The sequence below is a fragment of the Ensifer sp. 38_S197 genome (assembly GCF_056924495.1).
In genome coordinates this window covers 209,659-229,075 of sequence record NZ_JBXOVZ010000003.1, presented here as the reverse complement: position 1 = coordinate 229,075, position 19,417 = coordinate 209,659, and the positions used below count along the sequence as shown (strand labels likewise).

The 19,417-nt window shown below is 60.5% G+C and carries 22 protein-coding genes; 12 read left to right on the top strand and 10 right to left on the bottom strand.

Annotated features, from left to right (window positions below):
* Positions 1-60 precede the first annotated feature (60 nt).
* Positions 61-1,083, bottom strand: coding sequence for a LacI family DNA-binding transcriptional regulator (locus tag AC1Z3V_RS33525; protein WP_483504374.1), 1,023 nt, complete (start codon positions 1,081-1,083; stop codon positions 61-63).
* A gap of 268 nt (positions 1,084-1,351) precedes the next feature.
* Here AC1Z3V_RS33525 and AC1Z3V_RS33520 point away from each other — a divergent pair, with 268 nt between their 5' ends.
* The 4 genes from AC1Z3V_RS33520 to AC1Z3V_RS33505 all read left to right on the top strand — a co-directional run bounded on the left by AC1Z3V_RS33520 (position 1,352) and on the right by AC1Z3V_RS33505 (position 4,292).
* The gene (locus AC1Z3V_RS33520; RefSeq protein WP_483504373.1) at positions 1,352-2,155 is read left to right on the top strand and encodes a transporter substrate-binding domain-containing protein; all 804 of its coding nucleotides are present in this window, start codon (positions 1,352-1,354) and stop codon (positions 2,153-2,155) included.
* 64 nt (positions 2,156-2,219) lie between these two features.
* On the top strand, positions 2,220-2,924 hold the full coding sequence (locus AC1Z3V_RS33515) for an amino acid ABC transporter permease (protein ID WP_483504372.1): 705 nt from the start codon (positions 2,220-2,222) through the stop codon (positions 2,922-2,924).
* Positions 2,921-3,580: an amino acid ABC transporter permease gene (locus AC1Z3V_RS33510; RefSeq protein WP_483504371.1), complete on the top strand. Its 660-nt coding sequence runs from the start codon at positions 2,921-2,923 to the stop codon at positions 3,578-3,580. The genes AC1Z3V_RS33515 and AC1Z3V_RS33510 overlap by 4 nt, the downstream gene beginning before the upstream one ends.
* The gene (locus AC1Z3V_RS33505; RefSeq protein ID WP_483504370.1) at positions 3,561-4,292 is read left to right on the top strand and encodes an amino acid ABC transporter ATP-binding protein; all 732 of its coding nucleotides are present in this window, start codon (positions 3,561-3,563) and stop codon (positions 4,290-4,292) included. Before AC1Z3V_RS33510 ends, AC1Z3V_RS33505 begins: the two co-directional genes overlap by 20 nt.
* A 36-nt stretch (positions 4,293-4,328) precedes the next feature.
* On the opposite strand, the gene AC1Z3V_RS33500 is transcribed toward AC1Z3V_RS33505, so the two are convergent.
* Positions 4,329-5,345, bottom strand: coding sequence for a LacI family DNA-binding transcriptional regulator (locus AC1Z3V_RS33500; RefSeq protein WP_483504385.1), 1,017 nt, complete (start codon positions 5,343-5,345; stop codon positions 4,329-4,331).
* Between the two features lie 45 nt (positions 5,346-5,390).
* Complete coding sequence (locus tag AC1Z3V_RS33495; protein WP_483504369.1) at positions 5,391-6,413, bottom strand: LacI family DNA-binding transcriptional regulator; 1,023 nt, start codon at positions 6,411-6,413, stop codon at positions 5,391-5,393.
* A 109-nt stretch (positions 6,414-6,522) separates the two neighbouring features.
* Between AC1Z3V_RS33495 and AC1Z3V_RS33490 the strand changes: the two genes are divergently transcribed.
* From AC1Z3V_RS33490 to AC1Z3V_RS33470, 5 genes are all read left to right on the top strand, one after another.
* The gene (locus tag AC1Z3V_RS33490) at positions 6,523-7,608 is read left to right on the top strand and encodes an ABC transporter ATP-binding protein (protein ID WP_483504384.1); all 1,086 of its coding nucleotides are present in this window, start codon (positions 6,523-6,525) and stop codon (positions 7,606-7,608) included.
* Between the two features lie 20 nt (positions 7,609-7,628).
* Positions 7,629-8,957, top strand: coding sequence for an extracellular solute-binding protein (locus AC1Z3V_RS33485; protein ID WP_483504368.1), 1,329 nt, complete (start codon positions 7,629-7,631; stop codon positions 8,955-8,957).
* 67 nt (positions 8,958-9,024) lie between these two features.
* Positions 9,025-9,945 carry a carbohydrate ABC transporter permease gene (locus AC1Z3V_RS33480; protein WP_483504367.1) on the top strand — a complete coding sequence of 307 codons (921 nt, stop codon included), beginning with the start codon at positions 9,025-9,027 and terminating at the stop codon, positions 9,943-9,945.
* Positions 9,946-10,815: a carbohydrate ABC transporter permease gene (locus AC1Z3V_RS33475; RefSeq protein ID WP_483504366.1), complete on the top strand. Its 870-nt coding sequence runs from the start codon at positions 9,946-9,948 to the stop codon at positions 10,813-10,815.
* Positions 10,816-10,817: 2 nt separating this feature from the next.
* On the top strand, positions 10,818-11,546 hold the full coding sequence (locus AC1Z3V_RS33470; protein WP_483504365.1) for a cytochrome b561 domain-containing protein: 729 nt from the start codon (positions 10,818-10,820) through the stop codon (positions 11,544-11,546).
* 47 nt (positions 11,547-11,593) lie between these two features.
* On the opposite strand, the gene AC1Z3V_RS33465 is transcribed toward AC1Z3V_RS33470, so the two are convergent.
* Genes AC1Z3V_RS33465 through AC1Z3V_RS33450 form a run of 4 tightly spaced genes read right to left on the bottom strand, consistent with a single transcriptional unit; the run spans position 11,594 to position 14,067 of the window.
* On the bottom strand, positions 11,594-11,926 hold the full coding sequence (locus AC1Z3V_RS33465) for a hypothetical protein (protein WP_483504364.1): 333 nt from the start codon (positions 11,924-11,926) through the stop codon (positions 11,594-11,596).
* On the bottom strand, positions 11,923-12,810 hold the full coding sequence (locus AC1Z3V_RS33460; RefSeq protein WP_483504363.1) for an NAD(P)-dependent oxidoreductase: 888 nt from the start codon (positions 12,808-12,810) through the stop codon (positions 11,923-11,925). Before AC1Z3V_RS33460 ends, AC1Z3V_RS33465 begins: the two co-directional genes overlap by 4 nt.
* Entirely contained in the window at positions 12,807-13,343 is a 537-nt protein-coding gene (locus tag AC1Z3V_RS33455) for a gluconokinase (RefSeq protein ID WP_483504362.1), read from the bottom strand. Before AC1Z3V_RS33455 ends, AC1Z3V_RS33460 begins: the two co-directional genes overlap by 4 nt.
* On the bottom strand, positions 13,312-14,067 hold the full coding sequence (locus AC1Z3V_RS33450; RefSeq protein ID WP_483504361.1) for an SDR family oxidoreductase: 756 nt from the start codon (positions 14,065-14,067) through the stop codon (positions 13,312-13,314). The genes AC1Z3V_RS33455 and AC1Z3V_RS33450 overlap by 32 nt, the downstream gene beginning before the upstream one ends.
* Before the next feature lie 85 nt (positions 14,068-14,152).
* On the opposite strand from AC1Z3V_RS33450, the gene AC1Z3V_RS33445 reads away from it, so the two are divergent.
* Both AC1Z3V_RS33445 and AC1Z3V_RS33440 read left to right on the top strand, forming a co-directional pair.
* Positions 14,153-15,100 (top strand): 2-hydroxyacid dehydrogenase, encoded by a 948-nt coding sequence (locus AC1Z3V_RS33445; protein WP_483504360.1) that lies wholly within the window; start codon positions 14,153-14,155, stop codon positions 15,098-15,100.
* A 10-nt stretch (positions 15,101-15,110) separates the two neighbouring features.
* Complete coding sequence (locus AC1Z3V_RS33440) at positions 15,111-16,142, top strand: L-idonate 5-dehydrogenase (RefSeq protein WP_483504359.1); 1,032 nt, start codon at positions 15,111-15,113, stop codon at positions 16,140-16,142.
* Between the two features lie 3 nt (positions 16,143-16,145).
* Here AC1Z3V_RS33440 and AC1Z3V_RS33435 read toward each other — a convergent pair whose 3' ends face one another.
* Positions 16,146-17,006: an NAD(P)-dependent oxidoreductase gene (locus AC1Z3V_RS33435; RefSeq protein WP_483504358.1), complete on the bottom strand. Its 861-nt coding sequence runs from the start codon at positions 17,004-17,006 to the stop codon at positions 16,146-16,148.
* Positions 17,003-17,422: a GlcG/HbpS family heme-binding protein gene (locus AC1Z3V_RS33430; RefSeq protein ID WP_483504357.1), complete on the bottom strand. Its 420-nt coding sequence runs from the start codon at positions 17,420-17,422 to the stop codon at positions 17,003-17,005. Before AC1Z3V_RS33430 ends, AC1Z3V_RS33435 begins: the two co-directional genes overlap by 4 nt.
* A 74-nt stretch (positions 17,423-17,496) precedes the next feature.
* Here AC1Z3V_RS33430 and AC1Z3V_RS33425 point away from each other — a divergent pair, with 74 nt between their 5' ends.
* A complete protein-coding gene (locus tag AC1Z3V_RS33425) occupies positions 17,497-18,393 on the top strand; it encodes an SMP-30/gluconolactonase/LRE family protein (protein WP_483504356.1) in 897 nt (298 codons plus the stop codon).
* 812 nt (positions 18,394-19,205) lie between these two features.
* Here AC1Z3V_RS33425 and AC1Z3V_RS33420 read toward each other — a convergent pair.
* Entirely contained in the window at positions 19,206-19,364 is a 159-nt protein-coding gene (locus AC1Z3V_RS33420) for a hypothetical protein (protein ID WP_483504355.1), read from the bottom strand.
* Positions 19,365-19,417 lie beyond the last annotated feature (53 nt).

Here is a 19,417-nt window from a genome sequence, read left to right as displayed (position 1 = left end):
AGAAGCTTTGGGGCAAGATGTAATCTCCCACGACTGGGGCGCCGCGAATGGCGCCCCTTTTTAAGTGGCCACGGTGGTATTGCCCTGCAGCAATGCGAGCGGGGCCTGCCAGAACTCCTGCACGGTCTCCTCCGCGATTATCTGCAACAACGCCTGGGCGGCCCTCTCGCCGATCTCCGCTCGCGGTACGTCGATCGTCGTGAGCCGGGTTCGGACCGAATTTGCGAGCGACGTGCCGTTGAAACCGACCACGGAGATCCGCTCGGGCACGGGGAAGCCGGCTTCGTGCAGGTAGGAGAGGCCTCCGAGGGCCATCGCGTCGTTGAGGAAGTGGATCGCCTCGATCTCGGGCTGCGCTCGCACGAGTTGCTCGGTTAGAAAACACCCCGTCATTGCTTGCCGAGGCCTGTCTTCGCAAGTCACACTGATCAGATCGATGCCTGCCGCGGCAAGCGACGATTTCAGCGCCAAATGGCGGCGGCGGGCGCAGAGGTCCTTGTCGAGTTCGGCGCCCACATAGGCAATGCGCCGCAGCCCGCGCTCGAGGAAATGCTTTGCGACCAGGCGTCCGGCTTCCTCATGCGACGGCCCGGCGCTGAAATCCAACGCGCGCCTGTCGCAATCCCAGAGCTGGATCGCCGGACAGGTTCGCCGCGCCAGCAGATTTTCCGCATCCGCGCTTCGCGCCATGCCGCCATTAAGCAGGATGCCGGCCGGCCGGAATGAGAGCATGGCACGGATGAGCTCGGTTTCGGTCTCGGGCTCGAAGCCAGATTCCCCAATGAACGTCTGAAGCCCAGTCGGTCTGAGGACAGCATTCACCCCGCTCAGCACCTCCGAGAACACGATGTCGCTGATCGACGGGATGATGACCGCCACCATCCGGCTCTTGCGCGAACTCAATGACCCAGCGAGACTATTGGGCAGATATCCTAGCGCCTGCGCCGCTTGCCTCACTCTTTGCCGAGTATCGTCCGAAATGCTGCCGACTTCCCGTAACACCTTCGAAACGGTCATTCTGCTCACCCCGGCCTTCGCGGCTACCTCTAGTAGCGTGACGGGCTTTCGGTGCTCGTGACCCATTTGTCGTCCCTTCTTTCGGTCCACAATCCCGCTTGACGGGAGCTAATGTTATCGATAACGTAAGCTTAGGTTAGCGATAACCTATAAGTCAGCAGAATGCAATGCCCATGCCGGCTAAGCAGCATGGGGATGGCCTAGAAGGTGATGCTTTCTGCGGGCGAGGGAGAGGCCGGCGCTCAGTTGTGGTTTGGTAAGGCTTCGAGGTAGGAGCCTCTCGCAAACGTAGCGATTTGCCGTGCCGGAACATCATCTAGTGGAGGAGCATCTGATGAGATTCTCAAATAGCATTCGCGCCGTTCTGACGGCGATTGGGATAGCCGTGGCAGGTTTGACTTCCGCTGTCGAAGCGCAGGCCGTCACACTAAACGACATTATCACGCGCGGCACGGTGCGCATCGGCGTCCTGACCGGCGCGCCGCCGATGGGCATGGTCGACGAGCAGGGCAACCCGACCGGCTACGACGTCGACGTGGCCAACCTGATCGCCGGCTATCTGTCGCTGCCGGTCGAGCTGGTGCCGCTGACGCCGCCGGCCCGCATTCCCGCCTTGCAAACCGGCAAGGTTGATTTTCTCGTCGCCACCCTGGCGCCGACCGGGGAGCGCGCCAAGACGGTGATGTTCACCCAGCCCTACAGCGCCTTCAACATGGACATTATCTCCGGTCCCGATCAGAAGTTTGCCAAGCTCGCCGATCTCGAGGGCAAGCGCGTCGCCGTCAACCGCGGCTCGTCGCAGGAGACGGCGCTCCGCAAGGCGGCAGTTCCCGGCCTGGAAATCGTCGTCTACGAGGATGACTCGACCAGCGCCCAGGCGCTGATCGCCGGCCAGGTCGATGCAGTTGCGCTGCCCTCGACGGTTGGCGACGCAATCATCAAACAGCGCCCGGATGCCGGCCTGCAGGTCGGTTTCACCTTCTTCCAGCAGGGCAATTCGATGGCGACGCGGATGGAAGACTTCGAGATCCGCCAGTGGCTCAACACCGCCATCTACTTGATGAAGATCTCTGGTGACCTCGACAAGATCGCGACCAAGTGGACCGGTCGTCCGATGCCGGCGTTACCGACGTTCTAATGGCTTCTCCCAAGGATCCGTCGGCGATTGCCCCGGCGGATCCCCTTACGTCGACGGAGTTCCCATGTCCTACACGTTTCAATTCGGCGTGCTGGCCCAGTACCAGGATCAGATCCTGAGCGGCATCTGGCTAACGATCAAGATTTCGGTGCTGTCGATCATCCTCGGCTGCGCCGCCGGCATCCTGCTTGCCTCGGTTCGCTCTATCTGGGGCGGCGGGGTTCGCTTTCTCGTCGATGCCTATGTCGAGATCATCCGCAACACGCCCTTCCTGGTTCAGCTCTTCATCGTCTATTTCGGCCTGCCGGGCCTCGGTCTTCGCGTCGGCGCCGATTCCGCCGCGCTGATCGGAATGACGATCAATCTCGCTGCCTACTCGACCGAGATCATCCGCGCCGGGATCGAGGCGATCCACAAGTCGCAGATCGAGGCCGGCGAGGCACTCGGCTTCACCCGCTTCCAGATCTATCGCCACGTCATCATCGTGCCGGCGATCGCCAAGGTCTATCCTGCGCTCTGCAGCCAGTTCGTGCTGATGATGCTGGCCTCCAGCATCTGCTCGGCGATCTCGACTCAGGAACTTGCCGCCTCGGCTGCCTTCATCGAATCACAGACTTACCGGTCCTTCGAAATCTATATCGCCGTGACGCTGATCTATCTTGCGTTGGCGTTGGCGCTGCGCGCCGTCCTTGCGCTTGTCGGCATGTGGCTTTTCGGGCGGCGGGTTGCGCGCCGGACGATGACGGCACTACCGGAGGTGCAGGCATGACGCTCAAGACCTTTGGCCTCGATCAGTTCGGCTTTCTTCTTTATTCGCTGCAATGGACGATCCTTCTGACGGTAATCGCGCTGATCGGTGGCGGCCTGTTGGGCTTTGCCGTCGCGCTCGCCCGCACCTCGCAGTTGAAGCCGGTGCGGATTGCCGCCGCCAGCTATATTCAGATCATCCAGGGCATTCCGGTGCTAATGATCCTGTTTCTCTCCTATTACGGCCTGAGCCTCGCCGGTTTCGAATTGCCGCCGCTCATTGCCGCCGGGGCCTCGATGACGATCTACGCGTCCGGCTATCTGGCGGAGATCTGGCGGGGCTGCATCCAGGCCGTGCCGAAGCAGCAATGGGAGGCGTCGGAATCGCTTGCCATGGCAAGGTTGCAGCAATATCGCTACGTGATCCTGCCGCAGGCCATGCGCATCTCCCTGCCGCCGACCGTCGGGTTTGCCGTCCAGGTGGTGAAGAACACCTCGATCACCTCGATCATCGGCTTTGTCGAGTTGGCCCGGGCCGGGCAGCTCATCAACAACGCGACGTTCCAGCCGTTCCGCGTCTTCCTCACGGTGGCCGCCCTGTATTTCGTCGTCTGTTACCCATTGTCCCAGCTGTCGCGCTTGCTGGAAAGGAGGCTTCATGCCGGAAGTAATCATTGAAAACGTCCACAAGAGCTTTGGCGCTCTCGAAGTCCTCAAGGGCGTGTCGCTGACGGTCGAACGTGGTGAAGTCTTTGCACTGATCGGCCGCTCGGGCTCGGGCAAAAGCACGCTGCTGCGCTGCATGAACGGCCTGGAGAAGATCAATTCGGGTCGCATCGAGATCGCGGGTCACGCGCTTGGCGGCGACGCCAAGGCGCTGCGCAAACTGCGCACCGACGTCGGCATCGTCTTCCAGAGCTACAATCTCTTTCCGCACCTCACGGTCGGCGAAAACATCATGCTGGCGCCGCGGATCGTCAAGGACGTGGCGAAGGCCAAGGCCCGAGAGGTTGCCCGTGAAGTGCTGGATCTCGTCGGGCTGTTGGAAAAGTTCGATTCCTATCCGGACCAGCTTTCCGGCGGCCAGCAGCAGCGCGTCGCCATTGCCCGCTCGCTCGCGATGCGGCCCAAGGTCATGCTCTTCGACGAGGTGACCTCGGCGCTCGACCCGGAACTCACCGAAGAAGTGCTGACGGTGATGGAGAACCTCGCCCGTGACGGCATGACCATGATCCTGGTGACGCACGAAATGGGCTTTGCCCGCCGCGTCGCCACGCAGACGATCTTCATGCACAAGGGCAAGATCTGGGAACAGGGGCCATCTGCCGCGCTCTTCGCCAATCCTCAGACGCCGGAACTGCGTCAGTTCGTGAAATCCGACGTCAAATGATCGCTTCTGCGCCGCCGCTTGAATTCGGCGCAGGGCCTATCGGCTGGTTTGCCGCAGAATCAGATCGGGGCGGATCGTCACTCGCCCCGGCTGGTCGAGCTTGCCATCGAGCACGTCAAGGATCAGTTCCGCCGTTTTCGCGCCGATCTCGCTGGCAAAGGCGTTGATCGTCGTCAGACTCGGCACGCAGATCGCGCCGATCTCGTAATCGCCGAACCCGCCGATGGCGATTCTGTCGGGTACGGCGATGCCGCGCCGCTGACATTCGGTAAGCGCTCCGAAGGCGGAAAGGTCGGAGACACAGATCACCGCTTCCGTGTCGGGAAAGCGCTCGAGCAACTGCCCCATGGCATTGGCGCCCTCGCGCATAGAGATCGGAGGCGGACCGGCGGCGATCAGGCGTGAGGTATCCAAACCATGATGGATAAGGGCAGCGATGAAGCCGGCACGACGATCGGTACCGCGCGTGTCGCGATCGGCGTCGCCACCGATGAAGGCGATCTTGCGGTAGCCGACGCTGACGAAATGATCCACCATCTCGCGAACGGCGAGCGCGTTCGAGAACCCGACGACATGGCCGATCGGCTCATCGGGGAGGTCCCAGGTTTCGATGACCGGGATGCCGGCATTCACTAGCAGTTTTCGGGCGCGCGGGGTGTGCTTGCCGCCGGTCACCACGATCGCTTCAGGTTTGCGACGCAGCAACTGCTCGATCAGCCGCTCTTCCTCCCGGACGTCATAATTGGTGTAGCCGAGCAGGATCTGCAGGCCTCGTTCCGAAACACGGTCCGAAAGCCCTCGCACAGTGTCGGCGAAGTTGGCATTGTTGATCGACGGGATTGTCACCGCGATGAAATCCGTGCGCTGCGAACGCAAATTGGAAGCGGTGCTGTCGAAGACATAGCCGAGTTCCTCGGCAGCACGCAGCACCGCCTCGCGGGTCTCCTGGCTGACGGAACTGTCACGCTTGAAGGCGCGCGAAACTGTCATCGGCGAAACACCGGCTTTGCGCGCGACATCGGCCATAGTCGGGGGCTTGCGGATCGTATCCATTTGCATCCATGTTATCGTTATCAAACCTAGTACAGCCAGTTTCACTCAGAATTGCAAGCGCGTTGTCTGACCCGAAATGATTTCGACGGGCAGGCAGACGCTGTTTGGAACTTTCGCACCTCGGATGCGCGCCAGCAGATTGCGTGCTCCCATGACACCCATCAATCTGCGTGGGGTGGAAACGGTTGTTACCGGCACGGATAATACTTTCGTTAACCCGAGTGCGTTGAAGCCGACGATTCCGATGTTCTGTGGAATCCGCAATCCGAGCGACTGGCAAGCCGTTAACCCACCGAACGCAAGATGATCATTGAGATAGAAGATGACGTCTGGCCTATATTCGCGCGTTTCAGCGAACAACGTTAATGTGCCGGCCCGGCCAGCCTCAAAGGCGTTCGTCTCGACAGGACGTGCTATCGCAGCCTCTCGCCTTGTTGTAGTTCCGAAGGCCGCCATGAAGCCGGCCAAGCGCTCTTCGGCGCGCGGATCCCGAGATACTGGCGCGCCGACGAAAGCGGGCCGCCGATAGCCGAGCCTGAATACGTGCCTGCCTATCGTAAGGCCGGCGGCATAGTGGTCAATGCCGACACAAATATCGATAGGGTCGTCTGTGTATTGCCACAACTCAAGAGTGGGTACCCCTCGCTGTTTCAGGCAATGACGCAGTTGCGGATCAGCGTGGGCGCCCGTGAGAATTATAGCAGCCGGTCGCCAGGACAGGACCCGTTCAACCCATGCCAGCTCGGCTGCCGGACTATAGTCGGTGGTATCGATTACTGTTTCGTAGCCCGCCGACTGAAATGTGCTGCGGGTTCCCTCCAGTATTTCCGCGAAGACGTCGTTGAACAAGGTCGGAACGGAGATGCCGATGAGGTTCGAGCTGCGTTGACTGAGCGCCCGAGCTGTGCTGTCGGGTACGTAGTTCAAAACCTCGGCCATGCGGACGACCGCCTCGCGTGTGCTCTCCGACACACCTTCGATGCCTCGAAGGGCGCGCGATACGCTCATCGGGCTGAGCCCTAATGCCCGCGCTATGTCGGCCGTCGTACAGCCAGTCTTTCTTTGCACCAGCCCCTCCCAACAACGTTATCGGTAACGCTGATTTCCCAGCTCGAAATCTTCCGTGTGTTCGAAATATACGCCATTGTTATCGATAACAAAAGTGCTGGAGGAAACTGTGCCGCGGATTCTGTTTGAACAGGTCACAAAACGATTTGGGTCTCTTGAAGTTCTGCCGCCAATCGATCTGAGCTTGGCGAACGGCGAATTTACCGTTCTCGTGGGCCCTTCCGGCTGCGGAAAATCCACCACTTTGCGCATCCTTGCCGGATTGGAACAGTTGAGTGGCGGCGAGATCTATTTCGATGATCGCGCCATCGGTCGGCTGGAGCCGAAGGAACGCGACATCGCGATGGTGTTCCAAGACTACGCTCTGTATCCGCACATGAATATCGCGCGAAATATGTCTTTTGGTCTGCGCCTGGCACGCGTACCCAGGCCTGAGATCGACGCCCGGGTCGAACGGGTGGCCAAGATGCTGAACATCGCACACCTGCTCGAGCGCAAGCCGGCGGAACTCTCTGGGGGGCAGCGTCAGCGCGTGGCGATGGGGAGAGCCTTGGTGCGCGATGCCTCGACTTTTCTCTTTGACGAACCTCTGTCGAACCTCGACGCCAAATTGCGCGCCCAGATGCGAACTGAGCTCGGCGAAATGCGCGACCGGCTGCAAAAGAACATGGTCTATGTCACGCATGACCAAGTCGAAGCAATGACTCTCGGCGATCGCATTGTTGTAATGAACGAAGGGATAGTTCAGCAACAGGGAACACCCGAAGAGCTTTTCAAGCGGCCGAACAACAAGTTCGTGGCGGGTTTTATCGGCAGTCCGGCGATCAATTTCATCGATGGCATGCTCATCGAGGAAAAAGGCCGCCTTTGGGCTCGCGGAGCCGGGTTCCTCTTGCCTTTGTCCGAGGAGACGGCAAATCGGGTCCGCCCTCACAAGGCAAGTGAGGTCACACTCGGCATTCGGCCCTCTTCAATCCTCTTTGACGTTACCTCCGGCGCACCCATCGAGTTGCAGGTAGTCGTTTCCGAATATCTCGGAGCGCAAACGACCCTCGTCACGAAGTTGCCAAGCGGCGAGGAGGTGCTTGTCGAATTGCCGTCTGCCGTATCTCCCAGAGCCGGGGCCTTGGCGACGTTCGGGGTAGTGACCGACGACATTCTGATCTTCGACCGCACGACCACATTGAGACTTTGATGACCAAAGGGAGGACGAGAATGCGCAGATTAAATACTACTCTAGCAGGGGCACTCGCCGGAATTTTGCTACAAACCATAGCAGCGAGCGCAAACCCGTATGAGGCGTACAAGGGCACCACGCTCGTGGTGAATTTCCCTGCACATCCACACTACGACGCAGTGGTCAAGGTCCTGCCGCAGTTTACGGATGAGACCGGGATCGAGGTCGAGGTCGATCAACTCGAGTATCTTAAGATGCGCGAGAAGCAGACGCTTGAGCTCACCAAAGCCGAGGGCGACTACGATCTGATTTCATATGTTGTGTTCTCGAAGGCCGACTATGTGTATGCCGATCAGCTCGAGAACCTCGCAAAATACTTCATGAACCCGAGGCTTGCCGATCCGGCCTATGACGCCGCTGACATTATTGATGGCTATGTGCAGAACATCGGAATAGCCGGCGGTACCAAGGGGTACTTGCCGGGACCGACGGGTTCGCTGTTCGGGCTCCCGTTCGGCGCGGAGACCTCAATTCTAGGCTATCGCAAAGATATTTTCGAGAAGCACGGATTGAAGGTGCCAGAGACTTACGAGGAACTCCTTGAGCTGGCCTGCCGCATTCCCCAGCTTGAGCCAGGTATCGGCGGACTCGCCAGCCGTGCGGCATCCGGGCAGCATGCGAGTCATGCCTTCCTGTTGCACCTAGCGCCGCTCGGAGGCCGCATCTTCGATGAAAACTGGAACCCGATCATCAATAATGAGAAGGGCATAGCTGCGGCCAATGCCCTGAAGAAGATCGTCGACTGCGGACCGGCGGGGGCCAAGACATTCGGTTTCGCCGAGGCTGGCACGGCTTTTCTTCAAGGCAAAACCGCCATGTATTTGGACAGCACTGTTTTCGCGGGACAAGTCAACGATCCGACGAAAAGCCAAGTCGTCGGCAAGGTGGGTTGGGCGCTGCATCCGAAGGGTGTGCGAAGAGGCTCCCAGACGGGCGGCTTCGGTTTGGCTATTCCAAAGAATGCCGCTCACAAGGAAGCGGCGTTCCTGCTCCTGCAGTGGCTCACCTCCAAACATGCCGACAAGCTGATTGCGCTGGAGGGCGGAAACCCGATTCGCCGATCAACGCACGATGACCCGGACGTTAACGCCAAGTATCCCTATATGGCAACGTTCGGCGAGGCGCTCATCTACGCGGATCCAGACTGGCGGCCGATTATCCCAACCTGGGGAAAGATCAATGGTGATCTCGGAACGGCACTGAGCAAGGTGCTCACGGAGGGACTTGACGCAAAGACCGCTCTCGACGGGGTTGCCGAACGCGCCCGATCGTCCATGGAAGAGGCCGGCTATTACAGCTGGCAGTAAGGTCAGCACACTTCGCGCTGAGCGCGGGCCGGCTGCCGGCCCGCTTGGAATCTACTCGGAGGACATGATGCAGGCCGCCAACGTCAATCGGCTGACCCCTTACCTATTTCTCGCGCCAGCGGCGCTCATTCTTGGCGCTGCGTTGCTCTACCCGATCGGCTACATGATCTATGCCAGCTTCTTGAACTGGAATCCCAGTCAACGGATCGGTGAAGCGGACTGGGTAGGGCTCGGCAACTATCTGAAACTTTTCAGCGACGCCCAGTTTCACGAGAGTGTCGCAGTTACCATCACGTTCGCCGGAGTAGTCGTGGCTGCCGAAATGGTGCTGGGCGTCGGCCTGGCACTGCTGCTGGATCGCAATATCCGCGGTTTGTCGGTGCTGAAAACCTTGTTCATCCTGCCGATGATGATCGCGCCAATCGTTGTCGGATTGATGTGGCGGTACATGTACCATCCGACGGTCGGCGTCTTCAACCGAGCACTGGTGTCTCTCGGCTTCGAGCCGGTCCCCTGGCTGTCCGAGAGCCGATGGGCCCTTACATCTGTCATCATTGCAGACATATGGCAGTGGACTCCGTTCATCTTCATTCTATCGCTCGCTGCCCTTCAATCACTCCCCCGCTCCACATTGGAAGCTGCCAGAATTGACGGTGCGACCGACTGGCAGCAAGTGCTCTACATCAAGCTGCCGCTGATGCTTCCCGTCTTGGTTGTTGCAACTTTGCTTCGGCTGATAGATGCGTTCAAGGTCCTCGAAGTGATCCTGGTACTGACGAATGGAGGGCCAGGTCTGTCCACGGAGATCCTTTCGCTGCGCATTTCGCGTACAGCGTCAGAGTTTCGCGAGCTTGGACTGGCTGCTGCAATGTCGAACCTGCTGCTTGTCCTCCTCCTTGGGCTGACGCTTGGCATGTTTGCTTACAATAAGATGATTGAAGGCCGTGCGGCGCGACTGCGGACCGCAGCTCTGAAAGGCGAGAAATAGATGATCGCGCGCGACCAGCAAACCAACCCCTCTTTTTATGCTCTTTTGGCAGTCTTGGTGATGATGGCTGTTGGGCCTATTGCGCTGATGCTTCTCACTTCACTGCGCCTGAACGTCGAGATCATGTCTGACGGCGCGGGCCTGATCTTCTTGCCGACACTGCGCAATTACGAGAAGGTGCTGTGCGACGTGCTCTGGTATTCGCCGCAGAATGTTGGGCGTTGTGATCCGACCTTCGCGCGTTCGCTCGGAAATTCCCTGGTCGTCGGTTTGACGTCGACCGCACTGACGCTCGTTATCGGCTGCATGGCCGCGTACGCGCTCGTACGCTTCCGCTTCATGGGCCGTGATGCCGTTTCTCTTGCGACTTTGATCATGCGCATGGTGCCGCCGGCCGTACTCCTCGTTCCCGTATTTGGAATCTGGACGTACCAGTTCGGACTCGACGGGACCCTTGCCGGGCTTATTCTTGTCTATGTCGCGATGAATCTTCCCTTCGTGATATGGATCCTGCAGAGCTTCATAGTGCAGGTGCCGATCCAGCTCGAAGAAGCGGCCCGGATGGACGGCGCCGGGCCATTGCAGGTGTTTTTCCTGGTCGTACTGCCGGTCATCCGACCAGGACTAGCGGCTGCGGCGATTTTCACGTTCCGCATTGCCTGGAACGAATTTCTCCTGGGCAACGCGTTGACCAACAGGCACACGCGAACTGTGCCAGTGACAATCGTGAACTCGCTTACCGAATACGATATCGATTGGGGCGTCGTCATGGCTACCGGCATGCTGCTGGCGATCCCTCCGATCATCTTCACCTTTGTCGCATCAAGACAAATCATTACGGGCATGACCGCGGGCGCTGTGAAAGGATGACGATGTTCGATTGGCTGCTCGCGCCCTGCGATCCGACAAGAGTTCATGAAGTCGGAACGCACCTGTCATGGCACGCGCGATCAATGGTGATGGCTTGGTCGGTTCTCGTCCCCTTCGGCGTGATCGCAGCGCGGTTCTTCAAAGTCTTCCCCGGTCAGGACTGGCCTCGCGTATTGGACGATCGTCGTTGGTGGCACCTTCATCGCGGCGCGCAGTATACGGCGCTGGTGCTCATGCTCGCTGGCTTATTCGTGATACTTTCCGCACCTGCGGCAACCAGATCGATGACCGCCACGTTCTGGGCGCACCAACTGACGGGATGGATGGTGCTGGTATTCGGCGGCGTGCAGTATCTTGCAGGATGGGTAAGGGGAACGAAGGGCGGTCCATCGGCGCCGGCAGCGGACGGCAGCTGGCGCGGCGATCACTACGACATGACGCGCCGTCGCTGTCTCTTTGAGCGCATTCATAAGTCATTGGGATATGTGGCGATGTTGGTCTCTATCGTGGCTGTTTCAACCGGCCTTTGGCAGGCGAACGCCCCCCGGTGGATGTTTCTGCTCATCGGTAGCTGGTATCTGATCATGATGGTGTTGTTCGCCGCACTGCAGCGGAAAGGGATGGCGTATGACACCTATCAGGCCATTTGGGGTCCGGATCCGCGGCATCCAGGAAACAGCTTGCGGCCGATCGGCGTCGGGATCAGGAAGCTGCCGCGTGAAGGCAAATAGCGTAAGGACCCGCGACGTCGGGCGTCGCGGGCTAAACATTATTTTGCTCAAAGGCGAAATTCGTTCGCCTGGGTGACGTGGTGGTGGATGCGGCCCTCGAAGAAGCGCGCCAGCACCGCTTCCGTTGCGGCTTTCGCCGCGGCGCGCGCCGGGCTTGCCAGCGCCTTCTCGACCGTATCGAGATCCGGGTAGTTGATCGCCAGGATCATCGGGATCTCCGGCGCGCCCTCGTCGCGGGCATCGGCGAAGGTGACGCGCACGTCGAGCGCACCGGGAAAGGCCTTCCATTTTGGCAGGATCTCATCGAGGACCGCGGCCCGGAAGGCCTCGGTCTCGTCCTCCTTTACCTTTCCTTCGAACAGCGCGTAGCGGGTGATCATCCGATAATCTCCTTGTTGGGTCCCTTGAAAAATTCCATCAGCGCCGCCTGGTCCTCGCCGCCGAGGCCGGCGGCCGTCAGCATCCGGTGCACTTCCGCGCAGGTCGCGGTCAGCGGCATGGCGGTGTTGGTGCGGCGGGCAAGGTCCTGCGCGCCGTTCAGATCCTTGACCATGTTGTCGATCCGGCCGGTGCGTCGATAATCTTTCGCGACGAAGCGCGGCATGTATTCCTGCAGGATGGCGCTGTCGGCGCGGCCGCCCTTCAGCGCCTGCGGGACTTTCGCCGCGTCGACGCCGGCGTCGAGCGCCAGCTGCGTCGCCTCGGCGACGGCGAGGAAATTCAGCCCGCAGAGGACCTGGTTGATCAGCTTGGTCGTCTGCCCGGCGCCGGACGGCCCCATGTGCGTGTAGTTCGAGGCGACGTGCTTCAGCACCTGATAGGCGTCCGTCACATCCTCCTCCCTGCCGCCGGCCATCAGCGTCAACTGTCCGACGAGCGCCTTCGGGGCGCCGCCCGAAAGCGGACTGTCGACCCAGCGCAGGCCGCGTTCGGCCGCTTCCTGCGCCAACGCCTTGGTGGCTTCCGGATCGATCGAGGACATGTCGACAATGAGCGTTCCGGGTTTGGCGCCCTTGGCGACGCCGTTCTCGCCGAAAACAGCGATGTGGACGATCTTGGCCGAGTTGAGGCTGAGGATGATGGTGTCGGATGCCGCCGCCGCTTCCGCCGCGCTTGCTGCCGCCTTCGCCCCCTTGTCGACCAGTTCCTGGACCTTGGCCCGGTCGAGGTCGAAGACCGTCAGCTGATTGCCGGTTTCGACGAGCCTCATGCCGATGGCGCCCCCCATGGCGCCGGCACCGATCAGCGCGACCTTGTTCGTCATTTTCGTAGTCCTCCTAGTTGAGCAACGATAGTCTCGACGACCGCGTCGAGCGGTTGGTCGATATCGACGCCTATGGCATTTTCGTCCGGTCCCGGCGGTTCGAGCGCCGCGAACTGGCTGGCAAGCAGCGCCGGCGGCATGAAATGGCCCTGCCGCTCCTTCATTCGCTTCTCGATAACCTCGACGGTCCCGGCGAGATGGATGAAGGTGACGGGCCCGCCGGCTTTGCTTTCAATGTGCTGGCGGTAGGCGCGTTTCAGCGCCGAGCAGCCGATGATCGTCGGTCCGGTGCCGGCTGCAAGCGCCTCGCCGACGCGGGTCAGCCAGGGCCAGCGGTCGGCGTCGTCAAGGGGGATGCCCTTGCTCATCTTGGCGATGTTTTCTGCCGGGTGCAGGTCGTCGCCGTCGCGATAGACAGCGCCGAGGCGATTGGCGAGGGCGGCGCCGACCGAGGACTTGCCGCAGCCAGCAACGCCCATCAGCACCATTCGCCGCGGGATATCAGAGAGATGCGGTGATGCCGCCGTCGACATAGAGCACATGTCCGTTCACGAAAGAGGAAGCGTCCGAGGCGAGGAAGATGCAGGCGCCGACCAGCTCCTCCACCTTGCCCCAGCGGCCGGCGGGGGTGCGCTTTTCGAGCCAGGCGGAGAAATCCGGATCGGCGACCAGAGCGGCGTTGAGCGGCGTGTCGAAATAGCCCGGCGCAATGGCGTTGCACTGCAGGCCGTATTTCGCCCAGTCGGTCGCCATGCCCTTGGTGAGATTGCCGACCGCGCCCTTGGTGGCGGTATAGGGGGCGATGCTCGGCCGCGCCAGCGCCGTCTGGACGCTGGCGATGTTGATGATCTTGCCGGCCCCGCGCTTGATCATGTGCCGCGCCACCGCCTGGCCGACATTGAAGACCGTGGAGATATTGGTCCTGAGCAGCTTCTCGAAGGCGTCGGCTGGGAAATTCTCAAGCGGCGTGCGGTGCTGCATGCCGGCATTGTTGACGAGGATGTCGATCGGTCCGACATCCGCTTCGAAGCCGTCCACAGCAATTCGCACGGCCTCATGATCAGTGGCATCGAAGGCGAGTTGCCGCGCGCCGGCAATGCGCTCGGCGGCTTCGGCGAGCTTTGCCGTCTCGCGTCCGTTGAGTACGACCTCCGCACCGGCGGCAGCAAGGCCGTGGGCGAGGGCAAAGCCGATGCCCTGTGAGGAGCCGGTGACGAGCGCCCGCCGGCCGGTCAATTCAAACAAGTCTCGCCCCATATCTTCCTCATTTTTCGGCTCGACATTTAACTTTTCCATCTTTATGTTATCGATAACATTAATTGTCAAGCGACGGAGACCGAAAATGACAAAACCACAAATCCTCCAGGTCGGGCCCTACCCGGAGTGGGACCAAGTGCCGCTGAACGAGGCCTTCACGGTGCATCGCTATTTCGATGCCGCCGACAAGGTGGGTTTCCTCGCCGAGGTCGGCCCGAGCGTCAAAGGGATCGCCACGCGCGGTGAACTCGGCGCCAACCGGGCGATGATCGAAGCCTGCCCGGGGCTCGAAGTCATCTCCGTCTATGGCGTCGGCTTCGATGCCGTCGACCTTGCCGCCTGCCGCGAACGCGGCATCCGCGTCACCAATACACCGGACGTGCTGACCAACGACGTCGCCGATCTCGGCGTGGCGATGATGCTCTGCCTGTCGCGCGGTATGATCGGTGCGGAAAGCTGGGTGAAGGACGGCAGCTGGGCGACGCAAGGCCTCTATCCGCTGAAGCGGCGTGTCTGGGGCCGGCGTGCCGGCGTGCTCGGGCTCGGCAGGATCGGCTACGAGGTCGCCAAGCGCCTCAAGGGCTTCGACCTGGACATCGCCTATTCGGACGTCGAGGCGAAACCCTATGCATCGGAATGGGAATATATCGCCGATCCGGTGGCGCTTGCCGAGCGGTCGGACTTCCTTTTCGTCACGCTCGCCGCTTCCGCAGCGACCCGCCACATCGTCGGCCGCGAGGTGATCGCCGCGCTCGGATCCGAGGGCATGCTGATCAACATTTCGCGCGCCTCCAACATCGACGAAGAGGCGCTGCTCGAAGCGCTGGAAAACAAGACACTCGGTTCTGCGGCGCTCGACGTCTTCGAAGGCGAGCCGGCGTTGAACCCGCGCTTTCTTGCCCTCGACAACGTGCTGCTCCAGCCGCACCATGCCTCCGGCACGATCGAGACGCGCAAGGCCATGGGCAAGCTGGTGCGGGACAATCTCGCCGCGCATTTTGCCGGCAAGCCGCTGCCGACGCCCGTTCTTTAAGGAGGCTCCGATGAAAGCCATCGTCGTTCATGGCGCAAAGGATTTGCGCATCGAGGAGCGGGCAGTCGAGGCACCGGGCGCCGGCGAAGTCCGGCTTCGCCTCGCCGTCGGCGGCGTCTGCGGCAGCGACCTGCATTATTACAATCACGGCGGCTTCGGCACGGTGCGGCTGCGCGAGCCGATGATCCTCGGCCACGAGGTCTCGGCCTATGTGGAAGCGCTCGGAGCCGGCGTCGAGGGTCTAAACATCGGCCAACTCGTCGCCGTGTCGCCGTCGCGGCCCTGCCGAACCTGCCGCTATTGTCAGGAAGGGCTGCACAACCAGTGCCTCAGCATGCGCTTCTACGGCAGCGCCATGCCCTTTCCGCATATTCAGGGCGCCTTCCGCGAGGTGCTTATCGCCGATGCCATCCAATGCGTGCCAGCCGATGGCCTGACGCCCGGTGAGGCGGCGCTCGGCGAACCGCTGGCGGTGACGCTGCATGCGACGCGCCGGGCGGGCGAAATGCTCGGCAAGCGGGTTCTGGTCACCGGCTGCGGGCCGATAGGGGTGCTTTCGATCCTCGCGGCGCGCCGCGCCGGTGCGGCCGAGATCGTCGCCACCGATCTTTCCGACTTCACCCTGGCGCTCGCCAAGAAGGTCGGCGCGGATCGGGTCATCAACATGAAGAGCGAGCCGGATGCACTCGCACCATATGGCTCCGACAAGGGCAGCTTCGATGTCCTTTACGAGTGCTCCGGTGCAGCGCCGGCGCTTGCCGCCGGCATCGCCGCGCTGCGCCCGCGCGGGGTCATCATCCAGCTGGGGCTGGGGGGCGACATGAGCCTGCCGATGATGGCGATCACCGCCAAGGAACTCGAATTGCGCGGCTCCTTCCGCTTCCACGAGGAATTCGCCACCGGCATCGGGCTGATGCAGAAGGGCCTGATCGATGTCACTCCGCTCATCACCCATACTCTGCCGCTCACCGAAGCGGTCACCGCCTTTGAGCTGGCGAGCGACCGCAGCCAGGCGATGAAGGCGCAGATCGCCTTTTCCTGATCGTCAGCAAAGGCTTTTCAGCCATAAAAAGTAGGCGGCGTGGTCAAGGTCCGCGCCGCCCTTGTTGTTTACGAGGTCCCCGTAGGCGTCCGTTGCGGTTCGAGCAAGTGGGAGCGCAAGGCCGGCTTTATCGGCCACATCCAGAGCGTTGCGCAGGTCCTTAAGCTGTGCGGCCGACCGTCCACCTGGCTGAAAATCGCCCCTTACCATTCGGTTTCCATGCAGATGCAGGATGCGGCTGTCGGCAAAACCACCCTTGAGGGCCTGCACGAGAACGGCTGGATCGCAACCGGCATTTTCCGCAAGATGCAAAGCCTCGGCAACCGCACCGATGCTGATCGCCACAATCAGTTGGTTCGCCAACTTGGCGATTTGCCCTGAGCCGACGGGGCCAATGTGCGTTGGTCGCCCCAAAGCAGAGAGTACGGGAAGAGCATTCTCAAAGTCCACCACGCTTCCGCCGACGAAGATGGAAAGCGAAGCGGCCTCAGCTCCAACGACTCCGCCTGAAACGGGGGCGTCGATGAAATGTTTTCCCAGGCGGCTGGAAAAATCTGCTAGGTGTCGGTCGCAGTCGGGCTCCACCGAGCCCATATCAATTATAAGAGCGTCGGGTTTTGCTGCTTCGATTGCCCCTTTTCCAATCAGGACAGCCTCGGTCGCTGGGCCATCGAGCAGCATCGAAATCACAATGTCGGCGTCGCGTACTGCATCTGCCGGATCGCTTGCGACGTGAGCAAACTCGGCGAGAGGCAAGGCACGGTCCGGATTACGATTCCAAACACTTACTTCGAAGCGCGCGGCTAGATGTCGCGCTATTGGCGCACCCATTAGGCCAGTTCCAAGAAGAGCGATCTTTGTCATGGCTGGTCGGCCCCTATTGCTGCAAGGGCTGCACGTGCGACTAATACATCCTGTTCGCCCGTACCCGAACCAACTCCTATCCCGCCGACGAGCACGCCACCGATTCTGATCGGGAGACCGCCGGTAAGCCCGGTCACCGCTCCGCCTGTTGCCGTGGCGATGAGAAGCCGCGCCTCTTCCGGAATGGTGTTGCTTTCCGCACCAATGGAGGCCGCGGTCCGCGCCTTTGCTTCAGCGCTATGAAGCGATAAAAAGCGCGCACCTAGCATGCGCAACTGAGCAAGGATAACACCGCTTGAATCGACAATAACAATGCATTGCGGCTGTTGCATTTCCCGCGCCCTTTCGCGGGCAGCCGAAAGCATTATCAACACCGCATTGTCGGTTAAGACCTGCGTTTTTTCGGTGGCATTCATCACAATCTCTCTCGCTTGGGCTCGCCGCTTATGTTATCGATAACATCTAATATGTCTAGGGGAAGGAAAGCTGAATGTCGTTCTTTGAAATAGCCGACCCGGATTTTCGCGCCTTTGTTCTCGGCAATGCACCGGTGAAGCAAATCGCGACGGGTTTCGACTGGGTGGAGGGCCCGGTTTGGTTTGGTGACGCGGGATGCCTTCTGTTTTCAGACATTCCCAACAATCGAATCTACCGGTGGTCCCCCGGTGCGGGGGTCTCGGTCTTCAGAGAACCGTCGAACTTCGCCAATGGCAACACACGGGATCGACAGGGGAGACTGGTGACCTGTGAACATGGCACGAGACGGGTCACCCGGACGGAGCTCGACGGGTCGATCACCGTCATTGCCGACAGCTTTCAGGGCAAGCGGCTGAACTCGCCCAACGATGTGGTCGTCAGATCCGATGGCTCGATATGGTTTTCCGATCCGCACTATGGGATCATGACCGACTACGAGGGCTATCGCTCAGAGCAGGAGCTGCCTTGTTGCGTCTATCGCGTCGACCCGGCAGGTCACATCGAAGCGGTCGTGACCGATATGCACTGCCCGAACGGACTGGCCTTCAGCCCTGACGAGACGCGACTTTATGTGGCCGATACGGGGCGGATGTTCCACTCGGACCCGCAGCATATTCGTGTCTTCGACGTCGGGTCGGACGACAGGCTGTCCGGCGGAGAGGTCTTCCACGCCATCAATCCTGGCTGCGCCGACGGCTTTCGGATGGACAGCGACGGTAACCTATGGTCCTCGGCGGCCGACGGCGTGCAGTGCATCGCGCCCGATGGTCATCTGATGGGCAAAATTCTTGTCCCTGAACTTGTTTCCAATCTCTGCTTCGGAGGGCGGGCAAAGCATCAACTCTTCATCACCGCAACAACCAGCGTGTACGCGATCTCGCTCAATCGTCGCGGCATGCAACACCCGTGACCAAGGTGACCAACCGAGGCTGGAGCATTAGCTGCCGCTTTAGGAAGATGGAAGTTTCGACATAACGGTTGCGCCAACACTGCAGTGCAGGAATACCTGTCAGCGCCCACAGAGAAGGGGCAGACACGACATCATTGGAAACAGCCGTTTGACTGAACCGTCGAAAAACTTGCGTTTTTCGACGGCGCCCGATGGAGGAAATCCTCCTTCCTCCATCGGGCGACCAGAACTGCATGATTTGGCTGCCCATACATGCAGACACACGCGCCCAGGCCGTTGGCTGTGGTGCTGGCCCAGCACCGACATCATCGAAGCTGAGCCGCTCCTTCTGAGGCGGCTCTTCCCGGAGGGGGCCGATGTGCGACGGTCCTGGGGCGATAGCCACGCGCTCTCTTTTTTCGTTCGACCAAGGACATCGAAAGTCCTTCATCCCCCCGGACTTACCGGGCGCAAGGCGATCCCTTCGGGATCTGGTCTCGCCCCCAACAGCATGTAAGGACCCGCGCCCGATCGCTTAAGGTAGTATCTCGCCCCCTACCGCAAACGTCCCCTTTCAGCCCTTATCGTTCATCGAGCATGATCCTGCGATGTATAACACGATCAAAGGCCTGCAGGAGTGGGAGGTGCTGGGGGCGCGATGCTCGGCATGTGGCCGGATCGGCTGGGTCGACAAAAACATTGTCCTTAAGCGTTGGGGCGATCAATATCTCATGAACCTGAGAAGCAGGTTTCGCTGTGACTGTGGCAACCGAACTGACAACACCGTGCTGATTGGTCGATTGCCCCGGTAACACAGCGGCAGCTACGACGGCTCAGCCCTCCGGCAGTTCTTTGAGCATCAGCAGTCGATTTCCCGGTAATAGCGTGGTGATCTTGTCCTGTTCGAGCGCATTGAGGACTTCGACGATTTCATCCTGCGTGAAGCCGGCCGCAATCAAGGGGACGCCAATGTCGTAAACGTTGATAGACATATCCGCAAAGCCTTCAGGGTGCGCAGACGCTCGATCAATGCGGTTTCGGTTTC

Excerpts from the sequence above, each read along its gene's own strand:
- AC1Z3V_RS33525 (WP_483504374.1), bottom strand. The coding sequence starts at position 1,083 with ATGGGTCACGAGCACCGAAAGCCCGTCACGCTACTAGAGGTAGCCGCG.
- AC1Z3V_RS33520 (WP_483504373.1), top strand. The coding sequence starts at position 1,352 with ATGAGATTCTCAAATAGCATTCGCGCCGTTCTGACGGCGATTGGGATA.
- AC1Z3V_RS33515 (WP_483504372.1), top strand. The coding sequence starts at position 2,220 with ATGTCCTACACGTTTCAATTCGGCGTGCTGGCCCAGTACCAGGATCAG.
- AC1Z3V_RS33510 (WP_483504371.1), top strand. The coding sequence starts at position 2,921 with ATGACGCTCAAGACCTTTGGCCTCGATCAGTTCGGCTTTCTTCTTTAT.
- AC1Z3V_RS33505 (WP_483504370.1), top strand. The coding sequence starts at position 3,561 with ATGCCGGAAGTAATCATTGAAAACGTCCACAAGAGCTTTGGCGCTCTC.
- AC1Z3V_RS33500 (WP_483504385.1), bottom strand. The coding sequence starts at position 5,345 with ATGGATACGATCCGCAAGCCCCCGACTATGGCCGATGTCGCGCGCAAA.
- AC1Z3V_RS33485 (WP_483504368.1), top strand. The coding sequence starts at position 7,629 with ATGCGCAGATTAAATACTACTCTAGCAGGGGCACTCGCCGGAATTTTG.
- AC1Z3V_RS33480 (WP_483504367.1), top strand. The coding sequence starts at position 9,025 with ATGCAGGCCGCCAACGTCAATCGGCTGACCCCTTACCTATTTCTCGCG.
- AC1Z3V_RS33475 (WP_483504366.1), top strand. The coding sequence starts at position 9,946 with ATGATCGCGCGCGACCAGCAAACCAACCCCTCTTTTTATGCTCTTTTG.
- AC1Z3V_RS33470 (WP_483504365.1), top strand. The coding sequence starts at position 10,818 with ATGTTCGATTGGCTGCTCGCGCCCTGCGATCCGACAAGAGTTCATGAA.
- AC1Z3V_RS33465 (WP_483504364.1), bottom strand. The coding sequence starts at position 11,926 with ATGATCACCCGCTACGCGCTGTTCGAAGGAAAGGTAAAGGAGGACGAG.
- AC1Z3V_RS33460 (WP_483504363.1), bottom strand. The coding sequence starts at position 12,810 with ATGACGAACAAGGTCGCGCTGATCGGTGCCGGCGCCATGGGGGGCGCC.
- AC1Z3V_RS33455 (WP_483504362.1), bottom strand. The coding sequence starts at position 13,343 with ATGTCGACGGCGGCATCACCGCATCTCTCTGATATCCCGCGGCGAATG.
- AC1Z3V_RS33450 (WP_483504361.1), bottom strand. The coding sequence starts at position 14,067 with ATGGGGCGAGACTTGTTTGAATTGACCGGCCGGCGGGCGCTCGTCACC.
- AC1Z3V_RS33445 (WP_483504360.1), top strand. The coding sequence starts at position 14,153 with ATGACAAAACCACAAATCCTCCAGGTCGGGCCCTACCCGGAGTGGGAC.
- AC1Z3V_RS33440 (WP_483504359.1), top strand. The coding sequence starts at position 15,111 with ATGAAAGCCATCGTCGTTCATGGCGCAAAGGATTTGCGCATCGAGGAG.
- AC1Z3V_RS33435 (WP_483504358.1), bottom strand. The coding sequence starts at position 17,006 with ATGACAAAGATCGCTCTTCTTGGAACTGGCCTAATGGGTGCGCCAATA.
- AC1Z3V_RS33430 (WP_483504357.1), bottom strand. The coding sequence starts at position 17,422 with ATGAATGCCACCGAAAAAACGCAGGTCTTAACCGACAATGCGGTGTTG.
- AC1Z3V_RS33425 (WP_483504356.1), top strand. The coding sequence starts at position 17,497 with ATGTCGTTCTTTGAAATAGCCGACCCGGATTTTCGCGCCTTTGTTCTC.
- AC1Z3V_RS33420 (WP_483504355.1), bottom strand. The coding sequence starts at position 19,364 with ATGTCTATCAACGTTTACGACATTGGCGTCCCCTTGATTGCGGCCGGC.